This is a genomic window from Gordonia mangrovi (assembly GCF_024734075.1).
Classification (GTDB): domain Bacteria; phylum Actinomycetota; class Actinomycetes; order Mycobacteriales; family Mycobacteriaceae; genus Gordonia; species Gordonia mangrovi.
In genome coordinates this window covers 833,766-855,875 of record NZ_CP102850.1, presented here as the reverse complement: position 1 = coordinate 855,875, position 22,110 = coordinate 833,766, and the positions used below count along the sequence as shown (strand labels likewise).

Annotated in this window: 21 protein-coding genes; 16 read left to right on the top strand and 5 right to left on the bottom strand. The window is 67.5% G+C overall.

All coding sequences use genetic code 11. From position 1 onward, the window contains the following. Positions 1 to 293 precede the first annotated feature (293 nt). The 3 genes from NWF22_RS04030 (at position 294) to NWF22_RS04020 (ending at position 3,540) form a co-directional block, all read left to right on the top strand. Positions 294 to 1,025, top strand: coding sequence for a hypothetical protein (locus NWF22_RS04030; protein WP_160900517.1), 732 nt, complete (start codon positions 294 to 296; stop codon positions 1,023 to 1,025). A gap of 443 nt (positions 1,026 to 1,468) precedes the next feature. Continuing rightward, positions 1,469 to 2,590, top strand: coding sequence for a DNA polymerase IV (locus NWF22_RS04025; protein ID WP_160900518.1), 1,122 nt, complete (start codon positions 1,469 to 1,471; stop codon positions 2,588 to 2,590). A gap of 5 nt (positions 2,591 to 2,595) precedes the next feature. Next, the gene (locus NWF22_RS04020) at positions 2,596 to 3,540 is read left to right on the top strand and encodes an esterase/lipase family protein (protein WP_160901379.1); all 945 of its coding nucleotides are present in this window, start codon (positions 2,596 to 2,598) and stop codon (positions 3,538 to 3,540) included. Between the two features lie 93 nt (positions 3,541 to 3,633). On the opposite strand, the gene NWF22_RS04015 is transcribed toward NWF22_RS04020, so the two are convergent. After that, complete coding sequence (locus NWF22_RS04015) at positions 3,634 to 4,119, bottom strand: SixA phosphatase family protein (protein WP_160900519.1); 486 nt, start codon at positions 4,117 to 4,119, stop codon at positions 3,634 to 3,636. Next, complete coding sequence (locus NWF22_RS04010) at positions 4,116 to 4,394, bottom strand: hypothetical protein (protein WP_160900520.1); 279 nt, start codon at positions 4,392 to 4,394, stop codon at positions 4,116 to 4,118. The genes NWF22_RS04015 and NWF22_RS04010 overlap by 4 nt, the downstream gene beginning before the upstream one ends. Positions 4,395 to 4,500: 106 nt before the next feature. Here NWF22_RS04010 and NWF22_RS04005 point away from each other — a divergent pair, with 106 nt between their 5' ends. Continuing rightward, entirely contained in the window at positions 4,501 to 5,361 is an 861-nt protein-coding gene (locus NWF22_RS04005) for a DMT family transporter (protein WP_160900521.1), read from the top strand. Here the strand turns inward: NWF22_RS04005 and NWF22_RS04000 are convergent. Beyond that, complete coding sequence (locus tag NWF22_RS04000; protein WP_160900522.1) at positions 5,354 to 5,815, bottom strand: flavodoxin domain-containing protein; 462 nt, start codon at positions 5,813 to 5,815, stop codon at positions 5,354 to 5,356. The two genes, NWF22_RS04005 and NWF22_RS04000, sit on opposite strands and share 8 nt — an antisense overlap. A 187-nt stretch (positions 5,816 to 6,002) precedes the next feature. Here NWF22_RS04000 and NWF22_RS03995 point away from each other — a divergent pair, with 187 nt between their 5' ends. The 3 genes from NWF22_RS03995 to mmsB are packed head-to-tail and all read left to right on the top strand — an operon-like array spanning position 6,003 to position 9,660. Continuing rightward, positions 6,003 to 7,541 carry a CoA-acylating methylmalonate-semialdehyde dehydrogenase gene (locus tag NWF22_RS03995; protein ID WP_160900523.1) on the top strand — a complete coding sequence of 513 codons (1,539 nt, stop codon included), beginning with the start codon at positions 6,003 to 6,005 and terminating at the stop codon, positions 7,539 to 7,541. Between the two features lie 38 nt (positions 7,542 to 7,579). Further along, positions 7,580 to 8,746 (top strand): acyl-CoA dehydrogenase family protein, encoded by a 1,167-nt coding sequence (locus tag NWF22_RS03990; RefSeq protein WP_160900524.1) that lies wholly within the window; start codon positions 7,580 to 7,582, stop codon positions 8,744 to 8,746. A 44-nt stretch (positions 8,747 to 8,790) separates the two neighbouring features. Then, positions 8,791 to 9,660, top strand: coding sequence for a 3-hydroxyisobutyrate dehydrogenase (mmsB, locus tag NWF22_RS03985; RefSeq protein WP_160900525.1), 870 nt, complete (start codon positions 8,791 to 8,793; stop codon positions 9,658 to 9,660). A gap of 181 nt (positions 9,661 to 9,841) precedes the next feature. On the opposite strand, the gene NWF22_RS03980 is transcribed toward mmsB, so the two are convergent. Further along, on the bottom strand, positions 9,842 to 10,345 hold the full coding sequence (locus tag NWF22_RS03980) for a MarR family transcriptional regulator (RefSeq protein ID WP_160900526.1): 504 nt from the start codon (positions 10,343 to 10,345) through the stop codon (positions 9,842 to 9,844). Positions 10,346 to 10,476: 131 nt separating this feature from the next. After that, positions 10,477 to 11,124: a TetR/AcrR family transcriptional regulator gene (locus tag NWF22_RS03975; RefSeq protein ID WP_160900527.1), complete on the bottom strand. Its 648-nt coding sequence runs from the start codon at positions 11,122 to 11,124 to the stop codon at positions 10,477 to 10,479. A 242-nt stretch (positions 11,125 to 11,366) separates the two neighbouring features. On the opposite strand from NWF22_RS03975, the gene NWF22_RS03970 reads away from it, so the two are divergent. From NWF22_RS03970 to NWF22_RS03930, 9 genes are all read left to right on the top strand, one after another. After that, a complete protein-coding gene (locus NWF22_RS03970; RefSeq protein ID WP_160900528.1) occupies positions 11,367 to 12,932 on the top strand; it encodes an amino acid permease in 1,566 nt (521 codons plus the stop codon). Positions 12,933 to 12,974: 42 nt separating this feature from the next. Then, positions 12,975 to 13,826, top strand: a complete 852-nt coding sequence (locus NWF22_RS03965; protein WP_160900529.1) for an urea amidolyase associated protein UAAP1 — start codon at positions 12,975 to 12,977, stop codon at positions 13,824 to 13,826. Between the two features lie 96 nt (positions 13,827 to 13,922). Beyond that, positions 13,923 to 14,582 carry an urea amidolyase associated protein UAAP2 gene (locus NWF22_RS03960; protein ID WP_160900530.1) on the top strand — a complete coding sequence of 220 codons (660 nt, stop codon included), beginning with the start codon at positions 13,923 to 13,925 and terminating at the stop codon, positions 14,580 to 14,582. 43 nt (positions 14,583 to 14,625) lie between these two features. Then, the gene (locus NWF22_RS03955) at positions 14,626 to 16,650 is read left to right on the top strand and encodes a 5-oxoprolinase/urea amidolyase family protein (RefSeq protein ID WP_160900531.1); all 2,025 of its coding nucleotides are present in this window, start codon (positions 14,626 to 14,628) and stop codon (positions 16,648 to 16,650) included. Further along, positions 16,647 to 18,299 carry an allophanate hydrolase gene (gene atzF / locus NWF22_RS03950; protein WP_160900532.1) on the top strand — a complete coding sequence of 551 codons (1,653 nt, stop codon included), beginning with the start codon at positions 16,647 to 16,649 and terminating at the stop codon, positions 18,297 to 18,299. Before NWF22_RS03955 ends, atzF begins: the two co-directional genes overlap by 4 nt. A gap of 141 nt (positions 18,300 to 18,440) precedes the next feature. Next, positions 18,441 to 20,339, top strand: coding sequence for a hypothetical protein (locus tag NWF22_RS03945; protein ID WP_202398161.1), 1,899 nt, complete (start codon positions 18,441 to 18,443; stop codon positions 20,337 to 20,339). Between the two features lie 88 nt (positions 20,340 to 20,427). Further along, entirely contained in the window at positions 20,428 to 20,622 is a 195-nt protein-coding gene (locus tag NWF22_RS03940) for a hypothetical protein (protein WP_160900533.1), read from the top strand. Positions 20,623 to 20,667: 45 nt separating this feature from the next. After that, positions 20,668 to 21,561, top strand: a complete 894-nt coding sequence (locus NWF22_RS03935; RefSeq protein ID WP_160900534.1) for a DUF3558 family protein — start codon at positions 20,668 to 20,670, stop codon at positions 21,559 to 21,561. Next, complete coding sequence (locus NWF22_RS03930; protein WP_160900535.1) at positions 21,558 to 22,103, top strand: DUF3558 domain-containing protein; 546 nt, start codon at positions 21,558 to 21,560, stop codon at positions 22,101 to 22,103. The genes NWF22_RS03935 and NWF22_RS03930 overlap by 4 nt, the downstream gene beginning before the upstream one ends. Positions 22,104 to 22,110 lie beyond the last annotated feature (7 nt).

Sequence of the window (22,110 nt, the reverse complement as noted above, 5' to 3'; positions counted from 1 at the left end):
GGTCGATCGCCAAATGCGTTACAACCAAGTCGAAATTGTCTCTGGACAGTCGCCGATCCGTACCCTACGGTAGCGATACACATCGAACTTACTAACGGGTAGGGGCCGGTGTGGAGGGGGTCGGTAGCGGTATCCATCGGCGATCACCGATGGATTCCGTCATCTCCGACAAGCGATGTGAGATTCTTCGAGGCTGACGCCGTGAGGGTCAGCTGCCGTTCGATCGTCATGTATCTGGTGTCGGGGCTGGGCATGGCCGACGCGATTGCACGTCCGATGACGGGGGAGGGGCCATGCCCGACACATTGTCACCACAGTTCCGCGGCCGGGCCGACACGCCACGTCGACTCCCGGCGCTACTCGAGGCGGTCGAGATCGATGAACGCATCGTGATCCCGGGGCTCGACGCACTCCTCGACGCTCCGCAGGACTTCGCACTGACCTTCGACGCGTCGATCGCGCTGTCGGCGATGCTACGCACACACGCTCACCGGATCGGTGTGCTCAAGCAGATGGCCGCCCAGGTGATCGACGAGAAAGGGTGTCGGCCACTGGATCTGGCAGAGATCCCGGCATCTCTTCCGGTGCGGGAGATCGAGGACATCGCCGCGGCCCCGCGCTGGGCCACCGATCCGCACGGGCTGGCAGTCGTCCGCGTCGCGTTCGCCTTCGTTGCGGTCCATGCGCTCACTGATCCGACCGACTGCCACACCGCCTCGCGCGCACTGCATCTGCGTCCGCGGCCGCTGCACGATGACCGCGCGCTGCTGCGGAAAGTGCTGAGCGCGGCGATGCCCATGCTCGACGATCGTTCGGCGGGTTTGCTGTCGATCCACCTCAGCAAGGCGAGCACCTTCTTCGCCGATGCGGACCATGTGCGGCGGTCGGCGCCGTCCGGCGTGCGCGCGTCCGAGGGTCCATCATGGTCGCTCCTCGACTACAACCCGGACGCCCTGCGCGAAAGCTGCCGCGCCATCGGGCTCCGCGACGTCTCGGTGCGGCTCGCGGCACGACAGTCGCGCTGACCGGCAACGATGAGCTGATCGTGGTTCGGATGACGATCGTTCACCGGATGTGTCATGCACTACTTTACAAGCGCACAGCTTTACCCTAGCGTAGGTTACGCGACGGTAAGCTACTTGGCGGTAAGGAAGCGGTGAGGTGCGTATGCGCAGGTCACGTGGTGTTCCGCCGGAGGGCTGAGCCGCGGTGACCGCCGGAGTGACTCCGTGCTGAGTCGCGATGTCGCACCATGTCCACCAGGGTGCGCACCCCGGACGGGTCGATTTCGGTGGACGGGCGTTCTGCTCTGTCCTGGCCGATCTCGACCAGCACGCGTCGACGCAGGGGAGGGCGTCGTTCGAGGGGTCGGGTCGGGCGACTACGTTGCCGGGGGGCAACCGGTCGCCCGACCCGACGCGGTCGCGGAACGACGTGTGCGGCAAGCGCACCGCAGTAGGCTGGTCGGGTGGCCGATGCAGCGCGACGCCATCGATGGCTGATCCACGTCGACCTGGATCAGTTCCAGGTCTCCGTCGAACGCCTGCGCAGCCCGGAGCTCGTCGACGTGCCGGTGATCGTGGGAGGCAACGGCGATCCGACCGAGGCGCGCAAGGTGGTCACCTGCGCGTCCTACGAGGCCCGCGCCGTCGGTGTGCGCGCCGGGATGTCGTTGCGCGCGGCTCATCGCAAGATGCCCGACGCGGTCTATCTGCCGCTCGATGTGCCCGCCTACGATGTGGCGTCCGCCGACGTCATGGCTGTCCTGCGTGCCAGCGGTCACCCGGTCGAGGTGTGGGGCTGGGACGAGGCCTACCTGGGTGTGGACCCGGTCGACGATGCCGCCGCGCACGACCGCGCGACGATCGGTGAGCTCGCCCGGCGCATCCGCACCGACGTGTTCACCCGGACCGGCCTGCACTGCTCGATCGGCATCTCCGACAACAAACAGCGAGCCAAGATGGCCACCGGATTCGCGAAGAAGCCGGAGCCTGCCGCAGTGGACCTCGCGCCGTTCCACATCGAGAAGGTCTACCTGCTCGACGAGCAGAACTGGCTGCCTCTCATGGGCGAGCGGGCCTGTCGTGAACTGTGGAGCGTGGGGCCCAAGACGGCGGCGAAGCTCAGCTCCCACCGCGTGGACACCGTCGAGCAACTGATCGCCACCCCGCGCGAGGAACTGATAGAGATCTTCGGGCCGCATCAGGGCAACTGGCTCTACGTGCTCTGCCGGGGTGGCGGTGACGCCACGATCACCGAGGAACCCTGGCTGGCGCGCTCGCATTCCAAGTCCCGCACCTATCCGACCGACTTCACCGATCCGGACGAGATGCGTTTGGCTGCTCTCGAACTCACGCGAGACCTGCTGACCGAGATCTTGTCCGAGCAACGCGTGGTGTTCCGGGTGGCCGTCACGGTGCGGACCACCACCTTCTACACCCGGACCAAGTCGCGAAAGCTCCCCGCGCCGACGACTCGCTACGACGACATCGCGCCGGTCGTCGGTGAACTGCTGGGGGATTTCGAGCTCGACAGGCCGGTGCGGTTGCTCGGTGTGCGGTGCGATCTGGTGATGCCGGAGGAGGACTGATGCGCATGTGGCTGCGCGCACTGCTCATCTCGGTCGTCACGGCGGCCGCGGGATTCGTCGCGCCGGCGGTGGCCGCGCCCGGACCGCTGCCGGTGGCTTACGACTTCACCGCCGGTATCCGTGCCGAGCTCGCCGAACCCGGTGGGTCGCTGCCGGGCACCAACGACGTCGGTTGCCGGCCATCGCGTGCCCACCCGCGCCCGGTGATCCTGGTGCACGGCACCGGCGGGGGACGGCAGACGAACTGGGCCACGCTCGCCCCGGTCCTGCACAACGCCGGCTATTGCGTGTTCGCGTTGACCTACGGGTCGTTGTCGACGGTGTGGCCGGCCTCGGCGCTCGGCGGTCTGGGGCCGAAGGTCGACAGCGCCTGGCAGGTCAAGTCGTTCGCCGATGCGGTCATGGCGGCAACGGGGGCGCGTCAGGTGGACATCGTCGGCCATTCGCAGGGCACCGAGATCCCGACCTACTGGATGAAGTATCTCGGCGGGCGGGACAAGGTCGGGCACTATGTGTCGCTGGCGCCGTACTGGCGGCAGGATCCCGACACCGACGACAGCCGCGGAGAGGCGATCGACATGTTCCGTCGGGCGCTCGGCATCCCGCGACCTTCGTATCCGGCCTGCCCCGAGTGCGCCGCACCACCCGCCGACGCATCGTTCAATCAGGCGGTGCGGCAACCGACTCCGTATCTGCCCGGGGTGGCCTACACCAACATCGTGACCCGCGACGACGAGATCGTGACGCCGTACAGCAGCGGGATTCTCGACGGCCCGCCCGGCACCGACGTCACCAACATCGTCGTCCAGGACGGTTGCCCGATCGACCGGTCCGACCATGCCTCGATCACCTCGAACCGACGCAGCGCGGCACTGGTGCTCGGCGCGCTCGATCCCGCCCACGCACCACCGGTGCCGTGCATCCCGGTGCCGCCTTTCACCGGCGCCTGACCCGCACCAGCCCGTCGCCATGCGACCACTCGCGCGCCCGGCTGTCCTTCGCGCGCGCAGTTTCGCGCGCGGGTGATCGCTGGACGCGCGATGTCACTCGCGCGGGATGCGGACGCCGACGAGCCGGGCGTCCGGGTCGACGTCGAGGCCGACGCGATCCCAGTCGGTGCCCACGGTGACGACTGCATAGGCGGAGGTGGGGAAGCGCTCGATGTAGCCGTCGGCGTCGAGGGTGAGCGCGGTGGCCGGCATACCCGGCTCATGCCCGACCACCATGACCGTCGACGCCTTGGCGGGTGCATACACCCGAACGGCCTCGAGCACCTCGTGGGGAGATCCGCCATAGACATCGTCGACATAGACCACCGGAGCGTCGACGCCGGTGCGGTCGAGGGTCTGCCGGGTGCGGGTGGCCGTGGAACAGATGACCGCGTCGATGCGCAGTCCCTCGTCGGTCATCCAGCGCCCGGCCAGCGCTGCCTCGCGGCGACCGCGGGCGGCCAATGGCCGATCGTGGTCACCGACACCGGCGGGATATCCGGACTTGCCGTGCCGCATCAGCACGAGTGTGCGGCTCATGCGGCACCGCTGACGGTTCGTCGTGCATCGGGGTCGTCGGCGATGACCCGGAGCAACGACACGGTGGCACGCCACGCCGCGGCCTCCTGGCGGCAGTAGGCCGCCTGCTCGTCGTTGCCCGACGACAGGTGCTCGTCGGCCAGCTCGTCGAACTCGAGGCATTCGTCGACGGCCTCGGCGATCAGGTCGACGACGGCTTCCGGCGAGGTGCACACCCGGACGATGGCCTCGCCGTCGAGGGTCATCAGGCGTTCGAGATCGGACTGGTACCGCATGCCTTCCAACTTACGACGCTGAGCCGACACGATGCGGTATCCACACCGTGAACAGGGCAATTCCGGGGTGATTGAACAGCGCGAGGTGAACGCTAGGGTAGGGCGAGTGCATACCTGGGTTCCCGCGCTGCTGTCTGTGACGGCGGCGGTGCTGATCGCGGGTGGCACCGTGATGCGGCAGCGGTCCTCGTATGCCAGCGGCGCGATCGCCCGGGGTTGGTGGCTGGGTGCGGTCGTCGCGGTGATCGGGTTCGGCGCGCAAGCAGCCGCGCTCGGACTCGGATCGATCCTGCTGGTGCAACCGCTGGTGGTACTCGCGATTCTGTTCGCGCTGCCGATGGAGGCCTGGGCCGACCACCGGTGGCCGCTGCGGATCGAGTGGGCGTGGGGAGCGGTACTCGTCGCCTGCGTCACCGTGTTCCTGGCCATCTCGCGGCCCGAACCGTCCGAACGACGGCCGGACGAACTGCTGGTCGTGCTCACTGTCGGGGCGGTCATCCTGGGCGTGGCCGTTTGTGTCATCGTGGCCGAGCGGTCGAACCGGCACTACAAGTCGCTCTGCTATGGAATCGCGGCGGGAACCCTGTTCGGGGTGTCGGCGTTGCTGGTCAAAGCGGTCGCGGTACGGCTGGTCCACGATCTCGACCGAGCCCTGCTGTACCCGGAGCTGTACCTGTTCGCGATCGTCGGCGCCACGGCGATCCTCATGCAGCAGCGCGCGTTCGGGGCCGGCGAACTGCAGACGTCGTTTCCCGCGCTGACCGTGATGGAACTGGCGGTGTCGATGGCGCTCGGGGTGGTGTTGCTCGGCGAGAACCTCAAGGTCTCGGTGCCGACGGCGTTGTTCCTCGGCGCGGTGCTCGCCGTGATGGTGCGAGCCGTCCTGGAGCTGACGAAGCTCGCCGCGGTGCGCGCGGAGGAGATCGCGCATCGCGCGCACCGAACGGGCGGATCGAGCGTCAGCTGACCGAGACCGGATCGATGAGGCCGCTGATGCCGCGGGCCCACTCTCCGGCCAGCTTCGCCGGGGTGATCTCCGACGAGTAGTCGTGGCGGGCGTGCTCGCCCACCTGGGTGGCGCCGCGAGAGCCGAGCAGGTCGGCGATGATCTCGCCGCCCCGGTTGAAGGTCTCCTCGTAGACGGTGTCACCGAGTCCGAACACGGCGAACCGCAGGCCCGTCAGGTCGGGGTCGGCGTCGGCGAGTTCCTCGGCGAACGGTTCGGCTCCGGTCGGCAGCTCACCCTCGCCGTACGTCGAGCAGATGACGACCAGGAAATCCGCCGGGTCGAGATCCTCGACGGCGAACTCGCTCATGTCGTAGATCGACGGGTCGTGCTCGGCGGCGAGCACATCGGCGATGGCGTCGGCGACCACTTCGCTGTTGCCGGTCTCGGTGCCGTAGAGGATGACGACGGACATGGCAGTTATCCCTTTCGATGTTGCGCTCTCGATCGTCGCGAGTCTAGTAGGTGAGGCTACCCTAACTCCAAGTCGCGAATCAATCCGCAGGTGAGAGGGGGTTGCGAAAATACTTGGATGTCCTACTATTAATGCGGAAGCCGGTCATCCCGGTATTGCCCCGACTCTCGAATCAGGTGATCTTCTCGTGTCCACTACAGACGCTGACGTCCGTTCCATTCCGCACTACCTGAACGGTGCCGCGGTCCCGGCCACCGACGGCCGCTTCGCCGATGTGTTCAATCCCAGTACGGGACAGGTCGCCGCCAAGGTGCCGCTGGCCACCACCGCCGAGGTCGACGCCGCGGTCGCCACCGCCGTCGAGGCGCAGCGTGAGTGGGCCGCCTGGAATCCGCAACGCCGCGCCCGCGTCCTGATGCGGTTCGTCGACATCGTCAACCAGAACGCCGACGAACTGGCCACCCTGTTGTCGCTGGAGCACGGCAAGACCCACGCCGACGCCAAGGGCGACATCCAGCGCGGTATCGAGGTCATCGAGTTCGCCATCGGTATCCCGCACCTGCTGAAGGGGGAGTTCACCGAGGGCGCCGGCTCGGGCATCGACGTGCACTCCGTCCGTCAGCCGCTCGGTGTGGTCGCCGGCATCACCCCGTTCAACTTCCCGGCGATGATCCCGCTGTGGAAGGCCGGTCCGGCGCTGGCCTGCGGCAACGCGTTCATCCTCAAGCCCAGCGAGCGGGATCCGTCGGTGCCGGTGAAGCTCGCCGAGTACTTCACGCAGGCGGGACTGCCCGACGGTGTCTTCCAGGTCGTCCACGGCGACAAGGAGTCGGTCGATGCCCTGCTGAACAACCCCGACGTCCAGGCATTCGGCTTCGTGGGCAGCTCCGACATCGCGCAGTACATCTATTCGACCGCCGCCGCCAACGGCAAGCGCTCGCAGTGCTTCGGCGGCGCCAAGAACCACATGATCATCATGCCCGACGCCAACCTCGACCAGGTCGCGGACGCATTGATCGGTGCCGGCTACGGCAGCGCCGGCGAGCGCTGCATGGCCATCAGCGTCGCGGTTCCGGTGGGAGAGCAGACCGCAGAACGTTTGCGCGCCAAGCTCGTCGACAAGGTCAACGCGTTGCGGGTGGGCCACAGCCTCGACCCGAAGGCCGACTACGGGCCGCTCGTCACCGCCGCCGCGCTCGAGCGGGTCAAGGGCTACATCGCCAAGGGGGTCGAGGAAGGTGCCGAGCTGGTCATCGACGGCCGGGAGCGCACCAGCAACGACCAGTCCTACGGCGACGAGGACATCTCGAACGGCTTCTTCATCGGACCGACCCTGTTCGACCACGTCACCAAGGACATGACGTCCTACACCGATGAGATCTTCGGGCCGGTGCTGCAGATCGTGCGGGCCGGCGACTACGAGGAGGCGCTCGCGCTCGCCTCGGATCACCAGTACGGCAACGGCGTCGCGATCTTCACCCAGGACGGCGACGCCGCCCGCGACTTCACCGCGCGGGTCAACGTCGGCATGGTCGGCGTGAACGTCCCGATCCCGGTTCCGGTGGCCTACTACACCTTCGGTGGTTGGAAGCGCTCCGGTTTCGGCGACCTGAACCAGCACGGACCGGCGTCGATCCAGTTCTACACCAAGACCAAGACCATCACGTCCCGGTGGCCGTCGGGCATCAAGGATGGCGCCGAGTTCGTCATCCCGACGATGGACTGAGTCCCTCGGTACCCGCGACGTAAGAGAGCATCCTTCGCATGACGATCATCACCGACAGCGGTCTCGACGCGGACGAACGCGTCATCGTCGAGACCGCCGCCGGGTTCGCGGCCAAGAAGTTGGCGCCTTTCGCCCTGGAATGGGATGAGGGCCACCACTTTCCGGTCGACGAACTCCGCGAGGCCGCCGAACTCGGTATGGCCGCCATCTACTGTTCCGAGGACGTCGGTGGCAGCGGTCTGCGCCGCCTCGACGGCGTCCGCATCTTCGAGCAGCTGGCCTACGCCGACCCCGCCGTCGCGGCCTTCCTGTCCATCCACAACATGTGCACGTGGATGGTCGACAAGTACGGCACCGCCGAGCAGCGCGAACAGTGGGTGCCGCGCATGGCCTCGATGGAGGCCGTCGCCAGCTACTGCCTCACCGAACCGGGCGCCGGATCGGATGCGGCCGCGTTGGCGACGCGTGCGGTGCGCTCCGGTGACGACTACGTTCTCACCGGCGTCAAACAATTCATCTCCGGCGCCGGCGCCAGCGACGTGTACGTCCTGATGGCTCGCACCGGCGACAGCGGCCCTCGTGGCATCTCCACGTTCATCGTCGAAAAAGACACGCCCGGACTGAGTTTCGGCGCACAGGAGCGCAAGATGGGTTGGCATGCCCAGCCCACCGCGCAGGTCATCCTCGACGAGGTACGGGTGCCGGCCGCCAACCTGCTCGGCGGGCAGGAGGGGATCGGCTTCGGTATCGCCATGAACGGACTCAACGGGGGACGGCTCAACATCGCCGCGTCGTCGTTGGGTGGGGCGCAAGCCGCCTTCGACCGTGCGGCGAGCTACGTGGCCTCGCGCAAGGCGTTCGGCGGCGCGCTGATCGACGAACCGACGATCCGGTTCACCCTCGCTGACATGGCGACGTCGTTGGAGGCGTCGCGGTTGATGCTGTGGCAGGCCGCTTCGGCGCTCGACAACGACGCACCGGACAAGGTGGAGAAGTGTGCGATGGCCAAGCGCTTCGTCACCGACAACTGCTTCACCGTGGCCGACCAGGCGCTGCAACTCCACGGCGGCTACGGATATCTCAATGAATACGGTCTGGAGAAGATCGTCCGCGATCTGCGGGTGCATCGGATACTGGAAGGCACCAACGAGATCATGCGTGTGGTGGTCGGCCGATCGATCGCCACACGGTATCGGGACAACTGAACCCCAGACCACTGGGTGACATCACAAGACTGGGAGATTCGACAATGACGACGATTGCCTTCCTCGGCCTCGGCAACATGGGCGGCCCGATGGCTGCCAACCTGGTGAAGGCCGGCCACACCGTGCACGGATTCGATCCGGTGCCCGAGGCAGTGAAGACGGCGCAGGGCAACGGTATCGAGACGTTCCCGACGGCCGTGGAGGCCGTGGCCGCGGCCGAGGTGGTGATCACCATGCTGCCCAGCGGCGCCATCGTGAAGAGCCTCTACACCGAGATCCTGCCCGCGACCCAAACCGGTGCGCTGTTGATCGACAGCTCCACCATCTCCGTCGACGACGCCCGCGCCATCCACGAGCAAGCCGCTGAGCACGGGTTCGCCCAGCTCGACGCCCCGGTCTCGGGCGGGGTGAAGGGTGCCACCGCAGGCACGCTGGCCTTCATGGTCGGTGGCGAGGACGAGGCGTTCAGCGCGGCTCGACCCACGCTGGAACCGATGGCCGGCAAGGTGATCCACTGTGGTGCCGCCGGTGCCGGGCAGGCGGCGAAGGTCTGCAACAACATGGTGTTGGCCGTGCAGCAGATCGCTGTGGGCGAGGCGTTCGTACTCGCGGAGAAACTGGGCCTGTCCGATCAGGCGCTCTACGACGTCATCACCGGCGCCACCGGCAACTGCTGGGCCGTGCAGACCAACTGCCCGGTACCCGGACCGGTCCCGACCTCGCCGGCCAACAACGATTACAAGCCCGGATTCGCCACCGCGCTGATGAACAAGGACCTCGGTCTGGCGCTCGACGCGATTGGCAGCACCGGCTCCCGCGCCCCGCTCGGCACCCACGCCGCGCAGATCTACAAGTCGTTCGCCGAACAGCACGGCGACCTCGACTTCAGCGCCATCATCAAGACCCTGCACTAGTTCGAATGGCGCCGGGCCCGCACTCGCTCCGGGCCTCCTCGCTGCGCTCGTCGATCCTCACTCGGCGACCCGGACGCTGGATCAATGTCCGTGAGCATCACCGCTCGTCGCCGTCGGCTGGATAATCCATCCGAGCAGGCTCAGCGGTGATCCGGATGGACACCGAAAGCAGATCCTGTCGTCAGAAGTCGCCGGCGTTGTGGCGCAGCGACTGAATGGCTTTCACCATCGAGCCCATCTCGTCGTCGGTCATCCCGACCGCGCCGAACACCTCCGCATTGAGCGTCGCGGTGGCGTCCTCGACCGTGGAGCGGCCGAGGTCGGTGATCTCCACCAGCGTCGTCCGGCCATCGGTGGGGTGGGGGACGCGCCGGACGAGGTTCGCCTCTTCCAGCCGACGGATCGCGTGCGTCACGCTGGTGACGTGCACCTGCAGCCGGTCACTCGCCTTGGTGATCGGCAACGCACCCTGTCGTGAAAAGGCCAGCAGGCGAAGCAGTTCGAAGCGCGAGAAACTCAGATCGTACGGGCGCAGCGCACCTTCGACGCGGGCGAGCAGTATCTGATGCGCCCTCATGATGGAGGTCACCGCGACCATCCCGTCGGCCACATCCCCCCATCCGGCGTCCGCCCAGTTCTGTCGTGCCTCGGCGATCGGGTCGAAACGCATACTGCGGCCTGCCATGCTCACACCCTATCGGCGATCGGCGCATCGGTCGGCCGCGGTTCCTCCCCCGGGTATCGCTTCACTCGCCAGCTGCCGCCGGAGAACGAACTGATACCCGGGGGAGGAACAACGCGGCGGCGGGCGCGGCGTCAGTGGCTGGGCGTGTGCTCCATGAGCATCTCGATAGCGCCGACGATGGTGTCCACCAGGCCGGCCACGGTGTGATCGCCGAGTTCACCCCGCTGCTCGTCGGAGCGCATCATGATCACCGACTCCACCAGCCGGAAGGGCAGCAGTGCACGCGTATCCGATGCCGTGCCGAGTGTCGCGGCCGCGAGGGTCTCATAGGCGCCGGCCAGTTCCTGGCGGGCGGCGCGGAACTCACCGAAGCGGTCATCGGCCAGCTCGGGCAGCAGATACAGGGCGCCGAGGTTCCAGCGGGCGGCGGCCAGTTGGGTGATGTCGTAGCGGGCGAGGTCCAGTAACCGGCGGAGCGGCGCGTCGTCGGCCCGCAGCAGTTCGCGGGCATGCTCCACCGACGGGTCGACGGTGGTCGCCAGCAAAGCCGCGAGGATGTCGTCCTTGGTCTTGAAGTAGTGGTACAGCGATGCCTGCCGCACCCCGACGGCGTCGGCGATCATTCGGGTCGATGTCCCGGTGTAGCCATGTCGGGTGAACAGTTCGGCGGCCGCGTCGAGGATCTCCTCGCGTGCGGTGTCGCCATGACGCCGTGGCTTGACCAGACGCGGACGGCCCGGGCCGGCGGTGCCCGGCGATGCTGACGGCCGCGACGCCATGAAGTCCTCGTTTCTGCCCGTGCCGACGGTGTGGCACCCAACTCCCAACCACCCTAACGCACCCGTGTTGCGGAGCCGGCAACCCGCTGACCTGCGCGATGTAACACACTTGTAGCATGTGTTTCCATTTGCGAAACAATTCTGTCACTTGATAGAAATTGCCCGGAGGTTATCTATCACCTGACAGATACGCCGCTCACTGTGGAGCCGACGCACCGACCTCACTTAGAGAGATGACGAGAATGACCTCCACCGCCATCACGCCACCGCCCACGCCACCCGGACCCCCGGGAGGCGACGCCGACGACCTGTCGGAGTTCGGCTACGACCAGCAGTTGCATCGCTCGCTCGGTAAGTTCGCCTCCTTCGCCGCCGGCTTCTCGTTCGTGTCGATCCTGACGACGATCTTCCAGCTGTTCGGTCTCGGCTTCGGTTTCGGCGGCCCGGCATTCTTCTGGACCTGGCCGATCGTCTATGCGGGCCAGTTCCTCGTCGCGCTGTGCTTCGCCGAGATCGCGGCGCGGTACCCGATCTCCGGCGCCATCTATCAGTGGTCACGACGGATGGGCGGCGAAGTGATCGGCTGGTTCGGCGGCTGGTTCATGATGATCGCCCAGATCGTCACCGCGTCCGCTGCGGCCATCGCGCTACAGGTCGTGTTGCCGTCGATATGGAGTGGGTTCCAGGTCATCGGCGACGACCCCACACTGACCAGCACCAGCGGCGCCGCCAATGCCGTCCTGCTCGGGTCGATCCTGCTGGTCATCGTCACCGCCATCAACTGTGTCGGCATCTCCTGGATGAGCCGCATCAATAACATCGGGGTGACCTGTGAGCTGGTCGGTGTCGTCGCCGTGGTGCTCGCGCTGTTCACCCACGCCCAGCGCGGCCCAGACGTGGTCTTCGACACCGGCATCCCCGGCCAGCAGCCCGGCTACATCTGGGCCTTCATCGTCTCCGGCCTGATGGCCGCCTATGTGATGGTCGGATTCGGTTCGGCCGGCGAACTCGCCGAGGAGACCCGCAACCCACGCCGGGTCGCCCCGCGCACCATCCGGCTGGCCTTGACCGTGTCCGCGATCGGTGGTGGGCTGATGCTGCTCGGCGCACTGATGGCCGCTCCCACCCTCGACGAACAACTCGCCATCGGCGGTCTGCCCTACGTGCTGGACTCGGTGCTCGGCAGCTTCTGGGGCAAGGTCCTGCTGTGCGACGTCGCGGTGGCCATCTTCATCTGTACCCTGGCGATCCAGACCGCGTGCTCACGCCTGATGTTCTCGATGGCCCGCGACGGCCGGCTGCCGTTCTCCAAGACGCTGTCGCATGTCAACGCGCGCACCGGAACCCCGATCGCACCGGCGATCCTGATCGGTGTGCTGTGTGTCGGCATCCTGCTCGTCAACGTCGGCAACTCGGCGATCTTCGCCACGCTGGCCAGCGTCTGCATCATCCTGATCTACCTCGCCTACCTGGCGGTGACCGGACCGATGCTGTACCGCCGATTCCAGGGCTGGCCCACCGATCGGGCCGCCGTCGACGCCGAGGGCAAGAAGCTGTTCACGATGGGATGGTTCGGGATCGTCGTGAACCTGCTCGCCGTGGTCTACGGCACGCTGATGGTCATCAACCTGGCCTGGCCGCGCGCCGAGGTGTTCGACCCCGCCGGCGACATGCCGATCCTGCGCTGGGCCGGCCCGATCTGCATCGCCATCACCGTGCTCGTCGGCATCGCGTGCTTCCCTCGCGGCAAGGAACACCCCAAGCCCGTCACCTCGCCAACCGCCGACCGGGCAGCCGCGGGCCGCTAGGTCCAGATCGCTTTCTCGACAACGCTACTCAGGAGTTTCATCATGACCACCACCACCGCCGACGGCACCGCGACCACTGCGGGAGCCCGCGAACACGCCCGGTCCCAGGCCGGCACCATCACCGACTCCATGCCGGTGGTACCGGCTGCCAACTGGCCGAACCCACCCGCCGGCGTCAACGCCGCCCGACTGACCTGGGCCGAAACAGTCCCCGGCGGCCGCTACACCAGCAAGGTGCTGGCCCGCGGCACCCGCCTGCGTCTGCGTGACGTCACCGGCTCGGCCTGCGCCCACCTCCTGCTCTGGCGGGCCGATGCGCCGTGGGAACGGCTCAACGTCGCCGACACCGTGAAGGTGCCCTGGCAGGCCTACCTGTCGACGGGACACCCGCTGCTGAGTGATCAGGGCCGGGCGCTGGCCACCGTCGTCGCCGACGACTCCGGTCACCACGACGCGCTGTGCGGAACCAGCACGCTGGCCGGAAACATCGCGAAATACGGTGACGGGCTGGCACACTCGGACAGCCCGGCCGGGCGCGAACTGTTCACCCTGGCCGCTGCCAAACACGGACTCACCCCGACCGATGTGGCGCCGTCGCTGTCGTTCTTCCACGGCGTCGTGGTCGAGTCCGACGGCGCGCTGACCTCGAAGGGAACCGCGGGGCGGGACAAGACGGTCGACCTGATCCTGCACTTGCCGTGCGTGGTGGCCGTCGTCAACACCGCCCACCCGCTCGATCCGTCGCCGAAGTTCGACACCGGACCGCTCGAGGTCGTGGCCTGGCAGGCCCCCGGCGACCTCGACGAGTTGCTCGGCACCGTCGCCGACACCGACCCCGAGTACCAGCGTGCCGTCGCGAACTCCGAAGATGTCTGGGCCGCAGCCCATTTCTGACCCGTCACCCCACCGCCCGTCCGCTGGTCGAGTAGCCCCGAGCGAGCGCAGCGAGCCCGAGGCGTATCGAGACCAACCACCTGAACGGATAGATGCATGACCACCGAACTCACCACCGATCCCCGCGAACTGGCCCTGGTGCCCGGCGAGATCATCACCGACGCCGTCATCGGCGACCGCGCGCCGTGGACCGGCGTCGTTGCCGCCGGCGACGTGCTGACCATCGTCGACCTCCACGGCAACCAGGCCGTCGACACCCTGTTCTACGGCGGCCAGGACCACACCATCCGATACTCGGCGCAGGCCACCATCGCCGCCCAGGGCAACATCTTCCTGACCACCGGCAGCGTGATCCGCGACCAGGAATCCCGGCCGATGATGACCATCGTCGGTGACGAGGTCGGCAATCACGACACTCTCGGCGGCGCGTGCTCCCAGGAATCGAACACGCTGCGCTACGGCCACCACACCAAACACCAGCACGCGTGTGTGGAGAATTTCCTCATCGGCGGCGCGAAACACGTTCTCGGGAAACGAGATCTGGTCGGCAACGTCAACTTCTTCATGAATGTGCCGGTCGATCCCGACGGCTCTCTCGGCATCGTCGACGGGCTGTCCGCGCCGGGCAAGCGTCTCGCACTGCGCGCCGAGGTCGACACGCTGGTGCTGATCTCCAACTGCCCGCAGATCAACAACCCCTGCAACGGATTCGACCCGACGGCAGTCCGGGTCATCGTCACTCGCCCCGCGGTCTGACCCGCCCATCACCTGCCTTCTACACACGAGGAGCTTCGAGACCATGGCCACCATCACCGTTCTCCGCGCGGGGCCACAGACCACGATCCAGGACTGGCCCGGCCGGATCGGCTACTGGAAAGTCGGCGTCCCGCCGTCCGGTCCGATGGACGACCTCTCGTTCCGCCTGGTCAACAAGGCCGTCGGCAACGCCGGCGCCGCCGCCGGGCTGGAGGCGACGATGATGGGCCCGGCCCTGCGGTTCGACGTCCCTGCGGTGATCGCGGTGGGTGGTGCACCCGCACCGGTCACCGTGTCCGGACGTCCGGTGGCGCAGTGGGTGCCGGTGCCGGTCGCCGCGGGTGACGTCCTCGACGTCGGCGCGGCCGCCGACCTCGGCATGCGCATCTACATCGCGGTGTCCGGTGGTATCGAGGCCGAGGACTACCTGGGCAGTCGCTCGACCTTCACCATGGGACGCTTCGGCGGCAAAGACGGCCGCAACCTCGCCGACGGTGACGAGCTGTCGCTGACCGACACCCAGACCGGGCAGCCGCGCCGCGTGCTGTCCGACGAGCAGCCCGCCTTCACCCACGCATGGGAACTCGGCGTGACGGTCGGCCCGCACAGTGCACCGGAGTTCTTCACGCCCGAGGACATCGACGACGTCTTCGCGACCGCCTACGAGGTGCACTTCAACTCCGACCGCACCGGCATCCGTCTGATCGGACCCAAACCGCGGTGGGCGCGCGACGACGGTGGGGAGGCCGGACTGCATCCGTCCAACATCCACGACAACGCCTACTCGGTCGGTGCCTTGGACTTCACCGGCGACACCCCCATCCTGCTGGGACCCGACGGGCCCAGCCTCGGTGGATTCGTCTGCCCGGTCACCGTGGTCGCCGCGGAGCGATGGAAGCTGGGGCAGCTCAAGCCCGGCGACACCGTCCGGTTCGTCGCCGTGCGCAGTGAGCAGGCGGCATCGCCGTCCACCATCGGCCCGGCCCGCCGGGCCGGCATGGTGAATGTGCTCTCGGCCGGCGGCGATGTCGATGACGGGATCCTGGGCACCACGACGACCGCCGATGGCGCCACCACCGTCACGTACCGCCGCAGCGGTGACGACAACATCCTGGTCGAATACGGGGACATGCGGCTGGATCTCGCGTTGCGCGCCCGTGTGCACGCGCTGAGCGAACGCATCGCGGCAGAGCGCCCGGCCGGTCTGATCGATCTCACCCCCGGCATCCGGTCGTTGCAGGTCAAGGCCGACCCCGATGTGTGGTCGCAGCAGCGCATGGAGCAGTGGCTCAAGGAGTGCGAGAGTCAGTTGCCGGCCGCCGAGGACCTGGTGGTGCCGAGTCGGGAGGTGTCGCTGCCCCTGTCGTGGGACGACCCGGCCACCCGCGAGGCCATCGAACGGTACATGCTGGGTGTGCGCTCCGACGCACCGTGGTGCCCGTGGAACATCGAGTTCATCCGCCGGATGAACGGCCTGGACTCGGTCGATGACGTCCACCGGATCGTCTTCGACGCCAGCTACCTGGTGTTGGGCTTGGGTGACGTCTATCTCGGTGCACCGGTGGCGGTTCCGCTGGACCCGCGCCACCGGCTGGTCACCACCAAATACAATCCGGCCCGCACCTGGACCCCGGAGAACGCGGTCGGCATCGGCGGCGCCTACCTGTGCGTCTACGGCATGGAAGGGCCGGGCGGCTATCAGTTCGTCGGCCGCACCACCCAGGTGTGGAACCATCGGCACCCGGAGCCGGCCCCCGGCTTCGATCCCGAACATCCGTGGCTGCTGCGGTTCTTCGACCGCATCAGCTGGTACCCGGTCGGCGCCGACGAACTGCTCGAGATGCGTGCCGACGTGGCCGCCGGACGCGGCAACAGCATGCGGATCACCGAGGGCAGCTTCTCGCTGGCCGACCACCAGGCCTTCATCGACGACAATGCCGCAGCCATCTCGGCCACCCGAACGGCGATGGAGACCGCCCGCGACGAAGAGCGTGAACGCTGGTCGCAACAAGGAGAATTCGCGGCCCGCAACGCCGCTCAGGACATCGAACAGGGGAAGGTCGCATGAGCCGCATCGACGACATCTACCGCCGGATCGCCGATGCCGACCGGCCCGAGGTGTTCATCACGCTGCGTCCGCGCGAGGAGGTCGCCGCGGAGTTCGCGGCATCGGCGAGTAGCGGCCTGCCGCTGGCGGGCACGGTGCTCGCGGTCAAGGACAACGTGGATGTGGCCGGCCTGCCGACCACCGCTGCGTGTCCCGGATACCTCTACCACCCGGACGTCGATGCGCCGTCGGTCGCCGCGCTGCGGGCGGCCGGTGCCGTGGTGATCGGCAAGACGAACCTCGACCAGTTCGCCACCGGTCTGGTCGGTACGCGCAGTCCCTATGGTGCCGTGCGGGATTCCCGCCGACCCGACCGTATCTCCGGCGGCTCGAGCTCCGGTTCGGCGGTGGCGGTGGCGCTGGGGTTCGCCGACATCGCCATCGGCACCGACACCGCCGGGTCGGGTCGGGTACCGGCCGGACTGCAGGGCATCATCGGCGTCAAGCCGACGCTCGGTGTGGTGTCGACCGAGGGTGTGGTGCCGGCCTGCGCCAGCTACGACACGGTGACGATCTTCGCCGAGACCCTCGACCTCGCCGACCGGGCGATGGCCGCGATGGCCATGGGTGCCGGTCCACGCCCGTTCGGAACCGCGACCCGCCTCGCCGCGCCCGAACAACCGACGATCGCGGTGCCCGCCGAACTCCCCGAACTCGACGAGGGGTGGCGAGCTGCCTTCGCCGACGCGGTCGCCGCCGCCGAGGGCGCCGGGTTGCGGATCAAACCCATCGATCTGACACCGTTTCTCGCTGCGGCCCGGTTGCTGTACGAGGACGCACTGGTCGCCGAGCGTGCCCACGCCGTCGGCGGATTCCTCGGTGCGGCCGATGAATCGGCCGCGCTCGATCCGACGGTCGCCGGCATCATCGGCGGCGCAGGACGATTCAGCGCGGTGGACCTGTTGTCGGCGCGGTCCCGGCTTGCCGATCTGCGACGTGCGGCGATGGCCGAACTCGGGGACGCGGATGCGCTGATGGTACCCACCGCCCCGGCCCACCCGGGTCTGGCCGAGGTGGCCGCCGACCCGGTGGGGGTGAACTCCCGGATGGGAACCTACACCAACTTCTGCAACCTGTTCGATCTGTGTGGGGTCGCCGTGCCTGCCGGAACCGTTGCCGAAACAGACGGAACGCAAGCACAGTTCGGCATCACTTTGTTGGCGCGCGCCCATGAGGACGCGGTCGTGATGGATCTTGCCCGCCGGTTCAGCGCGAACCGTGCGGCGCCGGCATGGCCGGAAAGTGTCGCGCCGAGTGTGGAACTGGCCGTGTTCGGGGCCCACATGCGCGGCGGCCCGCTCACGCACGAGCTGTCCGATCGTGGTGCGCGCTGGGTGGGGGAGGTGACCACCGCACCCAGTTACCGACTGGTGGCTTTGGATACCGTGCCGCCCAAGCCCGGCCTGGTGCGCGACGGCGTGCACGGTCGTGTCATCGAGGGTGAGGTGTGGTCGATGTCCCCGAACGCGTTGGGTGAGTTCCTGGCCGCGCTGCCGGCACCCATGATGCTCGGCAGTGTGGAACTGTCGGACGGCCGTTGGGTCGTCGGCTTCGGATGCGCGGCCGACGCCGCCGCCGAGGGGGAGGCGCTGGTCCGCGCACGCTGGTGATCCGGGTTTGCTGGTCGGACGATCGTCCAATTCGTGCCCCATGTTTGCGACCGTTGAATATTCCTTTGAAATGGCACACTGTCCGACGTGGCGTGGTTCAATGAGCGCGCTCACATCGGGGCGGACAGGGGATTGGGACGAATGACCAACATGGGCGGCAACGGAATTCGGCGATCGCAGAAGCTGGAACGTCGACGCAACCGCAAGCAGAGGCGCAACGGTGTCGCCGCGGGGGTCGCGGCGCTGGCCACGGTCGCGGCGGTTGGTGCCGGGCAGATGATGGGACCGGCGCAGGCTGCTGCGGTCACCATCCCCGGTGTCGGTGACATCGACAACCCGGCCGGTCAACTGGGTGAGATCATCGGCAGCATCGCCAACAACGCCGCCACTGAAGAAGCGTTGAAGGCCCTGCGGATCGAACTGTGTGCCAGCGGGGGCGCCAGCGGCGGCGCCGACTGTACACAGTCGACCGGCACCGGGATCGCGATCATCATGCCGACCAGGATCGAACTCGTTCCGCGAGTCGATGATCTCGATGATCCGTCGAACACCGATGTTCTGTACAACGGCACCAAAGACTATCTGAACAACCCGCCCGAAGAACCGGAGCGCAGTGATTTCCCGGACGGTGCCGCCGGCTACGCCGAGTACCTCGCCGCGCTCGCTGAGTATGAGCTGGAAGATGCCGCGTACACACTCGCCGAAGCCGCGTTGAATACCGTCGGAATCGAGGTCCCGATCCCAGACGCCCCGGTCACTGAGGGTTCGGCCAAGGTGATCGGCAGCGGTTTCCAGTTCGCGCTGGCATCCGGCGGCGGTGATGCGACCGCGATTTCGTATCTGCCGGTCAGCCTCGCAACTGCCGGCGCGAGCGGCGACCGCAAGGCCGTGTCGTTCGCACTTCTCGGCATGGCGAATGCGTGGACTACCGACGAGATCCCGGTGACGCTCCTGGGTAGCGACAACATCCTCGGCATCGATTTGCCGGTGATTCCCGCGGTGCGTCAGGTCAGCTGCTACGGCGGCCTGACCGGCGCCTATGCCGAGGGTGTCGGCGCGTGCGCAAACGTATTGGGCACCTTCGACTTCCGATGGAATGAACCCAACGGTGAGGTCCAGTTCGCACTGACCGACCCCTCCGCCGTCCTGACCGACCCGTCCGGGGTCTTCTCCCAGGTCATCACCCAGCTCCTCGAAGGCCAGCCCTTCACCCTCAGCAAGGACTTCGCCCGCCTGAGCTTCGCCGGCGACTACGACCTACTCAGCGGCAACTTCGTGCGGTTCACCAGCGACTACGGTACCCAGGAGTCGACCACCATCAACTGGCTCGGTCAGCAGCTCACGCTCAACCCGATGGTCACGGTCAACGGGCAGGAGCGTCCGAACCACCTGGGGGTGCCGATCCTGACCCTCGACGAACTCGACACCGGTGAGATCGTGCCCGTCCTGCACATCCCCGAGGTCGAGTTCCCGTTCGGCATCCCGACTGCCGGTCCGTTCGACATTCCGGACACCACCGCGTCGATGACGTCGGGCGCCACCCTCGCGGCGGCCGAGACCGACGCGCCGGTCGTCGAGCCGACGGTGCAGCGGAGTTCGCTGAGCACGCCCGCGTCAACGGAGTCGGATTCCTCCGCCGAGGTCTCCGATGAGCCGGAGTACGTCGGGAAGCATCGGACGGTGGAGACCTCCACCGAATACGTGGGCAAGCACCGCCTGGACGACACCACGTCGGACGAACCGGCGGACGACAGCACAACCGCGGACGACACCACCTCCGACGACGCCACGACGTCCGGAGATGACGGCGCCGGCACAGACGCCGCCGGCAGCGACGCGTCCGATGACAGCGACGCATCCGATGACACTGGCGCATCCGAGGACACCGACGCCACCGACACGGAGTCCACCGACAGCTCCGACTCGACCGAGTCCGACGCGGACGCCGACTCGAGCACGGACTCTGACGACTCCGACGACTCCGACGACACCTCAACCGACGGGGGTGACGCGAGCGCGTCGTCATCCACCGAGGACTGACGCCGCGGCGTCCCCGGCCCGCCGATCTCCTTGGCTACAGTGGAGGTATCGATCAGCCTCATCTGACCGGCCGCACCAAGGAGGAGCCATGGCGGTAGATCCAGCGAGACGCAAGGCGGTTTCCGAGGTCGTACGCCAGCATCCCGGGATGGCGGTGGCCGCGGTGTCGCCGGCAATCGTGATATTCGGGGTGCTGTGGTTGGTCCTGGGCTTTTGGCCGGCGCTGATCATCGGCCTGGTGGCCGGCGGCGCCGGCTACTACTTCCTGACCCGCCAGCAGTAGCGCGAGCAGCGATCGACCCCGACCAGCGACCAACGCAGAGGAGCAATGACCACCCGCGTCGACAGTTGGATCTGGGCGATCCGGCTCACCAAGACCCGATCAGCGGCGGGGGCGGCGTGTCGCGGTGGGCATGTCCGCGTCAACGGGGTCACCGCAAAACCGGCCCAGCCGGTCACCATCGGCGACGAAGTGCGCGTGCGCCTGCACGGGCACGAACGGATCGTCGAGGTGACGAAGTTGATCGGCAAGCGTGTGTCCGCGTCCGCCGCCGCCGAATGCTTCATCGACCGAAGTCCGCCACCCCCGCCGCGTGAGATCGTGGCCAGTCAGCCCCGCCGCGACCGCGGCGCCGGGCGACCCACCAAACGCGAGCGCCGCGAACTCGACCGGCTGCGAATGCGTGACGGATTCCTGCTGGCTCTTGTCGCCATCGTCGCGGCCGTCCTCACCGCCTGTTCCGACGACCCGGCAGATCCGGCATCGCCGGACACACCGGGGGCTCCCGCCCAGGCCGGTGCCGGCCCGTTCTTCGGTGAGTGCGGGGGTGTGACGACCGAGGAGGTCACGCGGATCACCAAGTTCGCGGGCCTCACCAACACGGTCAACAATCCGTCGGTCTGCGAATGGGACACCAGCGGTGACCGCACCGGCGCGGTCACCTCGTTCAACTGGTATCGCGGGTCGCCGATCGGCCGCGAACGCGCCACCGAACAACTGTCCCGCGAATCGACCAAGGATTTCGAGATCAACGGTCACCAGGGCTTCATCGCCTCCGATATCGGCATCTGCGAGATCGGGATCGCGTTCGGCGCCGACTTCTTCGAATGGTCGGTGAGCGCCGGGACACAGGCGTTGCTCGGCGAGGAACCGCCGCCGACCGAGCAGATCTGCGATGCGGCCACCGAACTGTCCCGCCTGTCGATCGAGCGGTCGTCATGAGGCGGCGCGTGATCGCGCTGCTCGGCGCCGTCCTGGTGGTTCTGGGGGTGGCGACCGGTTGCACTGTCGACGGCACCCCGGTCGCGGTCGGCGCCGCCGACGACCAGCAGTCCGGCAACGTCGACACCGATCAGTTCGACAATCTGTTGCTGGAATGTTCGGTGCTGTCACCGAATCAGATCGCCGAGGCGGTCGGTGGGACCATCGCGCGCGGCACGTTCAACGGCGCGATCTGCCGGTGGATCGTCGAGGGATCGATCACCGCGGGCGTGACCTTCAACTGGTTCGAGTGGGGCGATCCGAACGTCGAGAAGGACACCGCCAAGGAACTCGGCTACGAGACCGAGAACATCAAGGTCGCCAGCCAGGCCGCGTTCACCCAACGCGATCCGAACCGACCCGCGATCTGTGGGGTCACCGCGCGCGCGCCGAGCCGCGGGGTCTACACCTGGTGGGTCGAACCACGTACATCCGCGGTACCGGCCGACCCGTGCGCGGCGCCGATCAAGTTGATGGAGTTGCTGCTCACCGGCGGTCAGTGACCCGGGG

Bases quoted from the DNA above. Each gene is read 5' to 3' on its own strand.
- NWF22_RS04030 (WP_160900517.1), top strand. From the start codon at position 294: ATGCCCGACACATTGTCACCACAGTTCCGCGGCCGGGCCGACACGCCA.
- NWF22_RS04020 (WP_160901379.1), top strand. From the start codon at position 2,596: ATGTGGCTGCGCGCACTGCTCATCTCGGTCGTCACGGCGGCCGCGGGA.
- NWF22_RS04015 (WP_160900519.1), bottom strand. From the start codon at position 4,119: ATGAGCCGCACACTCGTGCTGATGCGGCACGGCAAGTCCGGATATCCC.
- NWF22_RS04010 (WP_160900520.1), bottom strand. From the start codon at position 4,394: ATGCGGTACCAGTCCGATCTCGAACGCCTGATGACCCTCGACGGCGAG.
- NWF22_RS04000 (WP_160900522.1), bottom strand. From the start codon at position 5,815: ATGTCCGTCGTCATCCTCTACGGCACCGAGACCGGCAACAGCGAAGTG.
- NWF22_RS03990 (WP_160900524.1), top strand. From the start codon at position 7,580: ATGACGATCATCACCGACAGCGGTCTCGACGCGGACGAACGCGTCATC.
- mmsB (WP_160900525.1), top strand. From the start codon at position 8,791: ATGACGACGATTGCCTTCCTCGGCCTCGGCAACATGGGCGGCCCGATG.
- NWF22_RS03980 (WP_160900526.1), bottom strand. From the start codon at position 10,345: ATGGCAGGCCGCAGTATGCGTTTCGACCCGATCGCCGAGGCACGACAG.
- NWF22_RS03975 (WP_160900527.1), bottom strand. From the start codon at position 11,124: ATGGCGTCGCGGCCGTCAGCATCGCCGGGCACCGCCGGCCCGGGCCGT.
- NWF22_RS03970 (WP_160900528.1), top strand. From the start codon at position 11,367: ATGACCTCCACCGCCATCACGCCACCGCCCACGCCACCCGGACCCCCG.
- NWF22_RS03965 (WP_160900529.1), top strand. From the start codon at position 12,975: ATGACCACCACCACCGCCGACGGCACCGCGACCACTGCGGGAGCCCGC.
- NWF22_RS03960 (WP_160900530.1), top strand. From the start codon at position 13,923: ATGACCACCGAACTCACCACCGATCCCCGCGAACTGGCCCTGGTGCCC.
- NWF22_RS03955 (WP_160900531.1), top strand. From the start codon at position 14,626: ATGGCCACCATCACCGTTCTCCGCGCGGGGCCACAGACCACGATCCAG.
- atzF (WP_160900532.1), top strand. From the start codon at position 16,647: ATGAGCCGCATCGACGACATCTACCGCCGGATCGCCGATGCCGACCGG.
- NWF22_RS03945 (WP_202398161.1), top strand. From the start codon at position 18,441: ATGACCAACATGGGCGGCAACGGAATTCGGCGATCGCAGAAGCTGGAA.
- NWF22_RS03940 (WP_160900533.1), top strand. From the start codon at position 20,428: ATGGCGGTAGATCCAGCGAGACGCAAGGCGGTTTCCGAGGTCGTACGC.
- NWF22_RS03935 (WP_160900534.1), top strand. From the start codon at position 20,668: ATGACCACCCGCGTCGACAGTTGGATCTGGGCGATCCGGCTCACCAAG.
- NWF22_RS03930 (WP_160900535.1), top strand. From the start codon at position 21,558: ATGAGGCGGCGCGTGATCGCGCTGCTCGGCGCCGTCCTGGTGGTTCTG.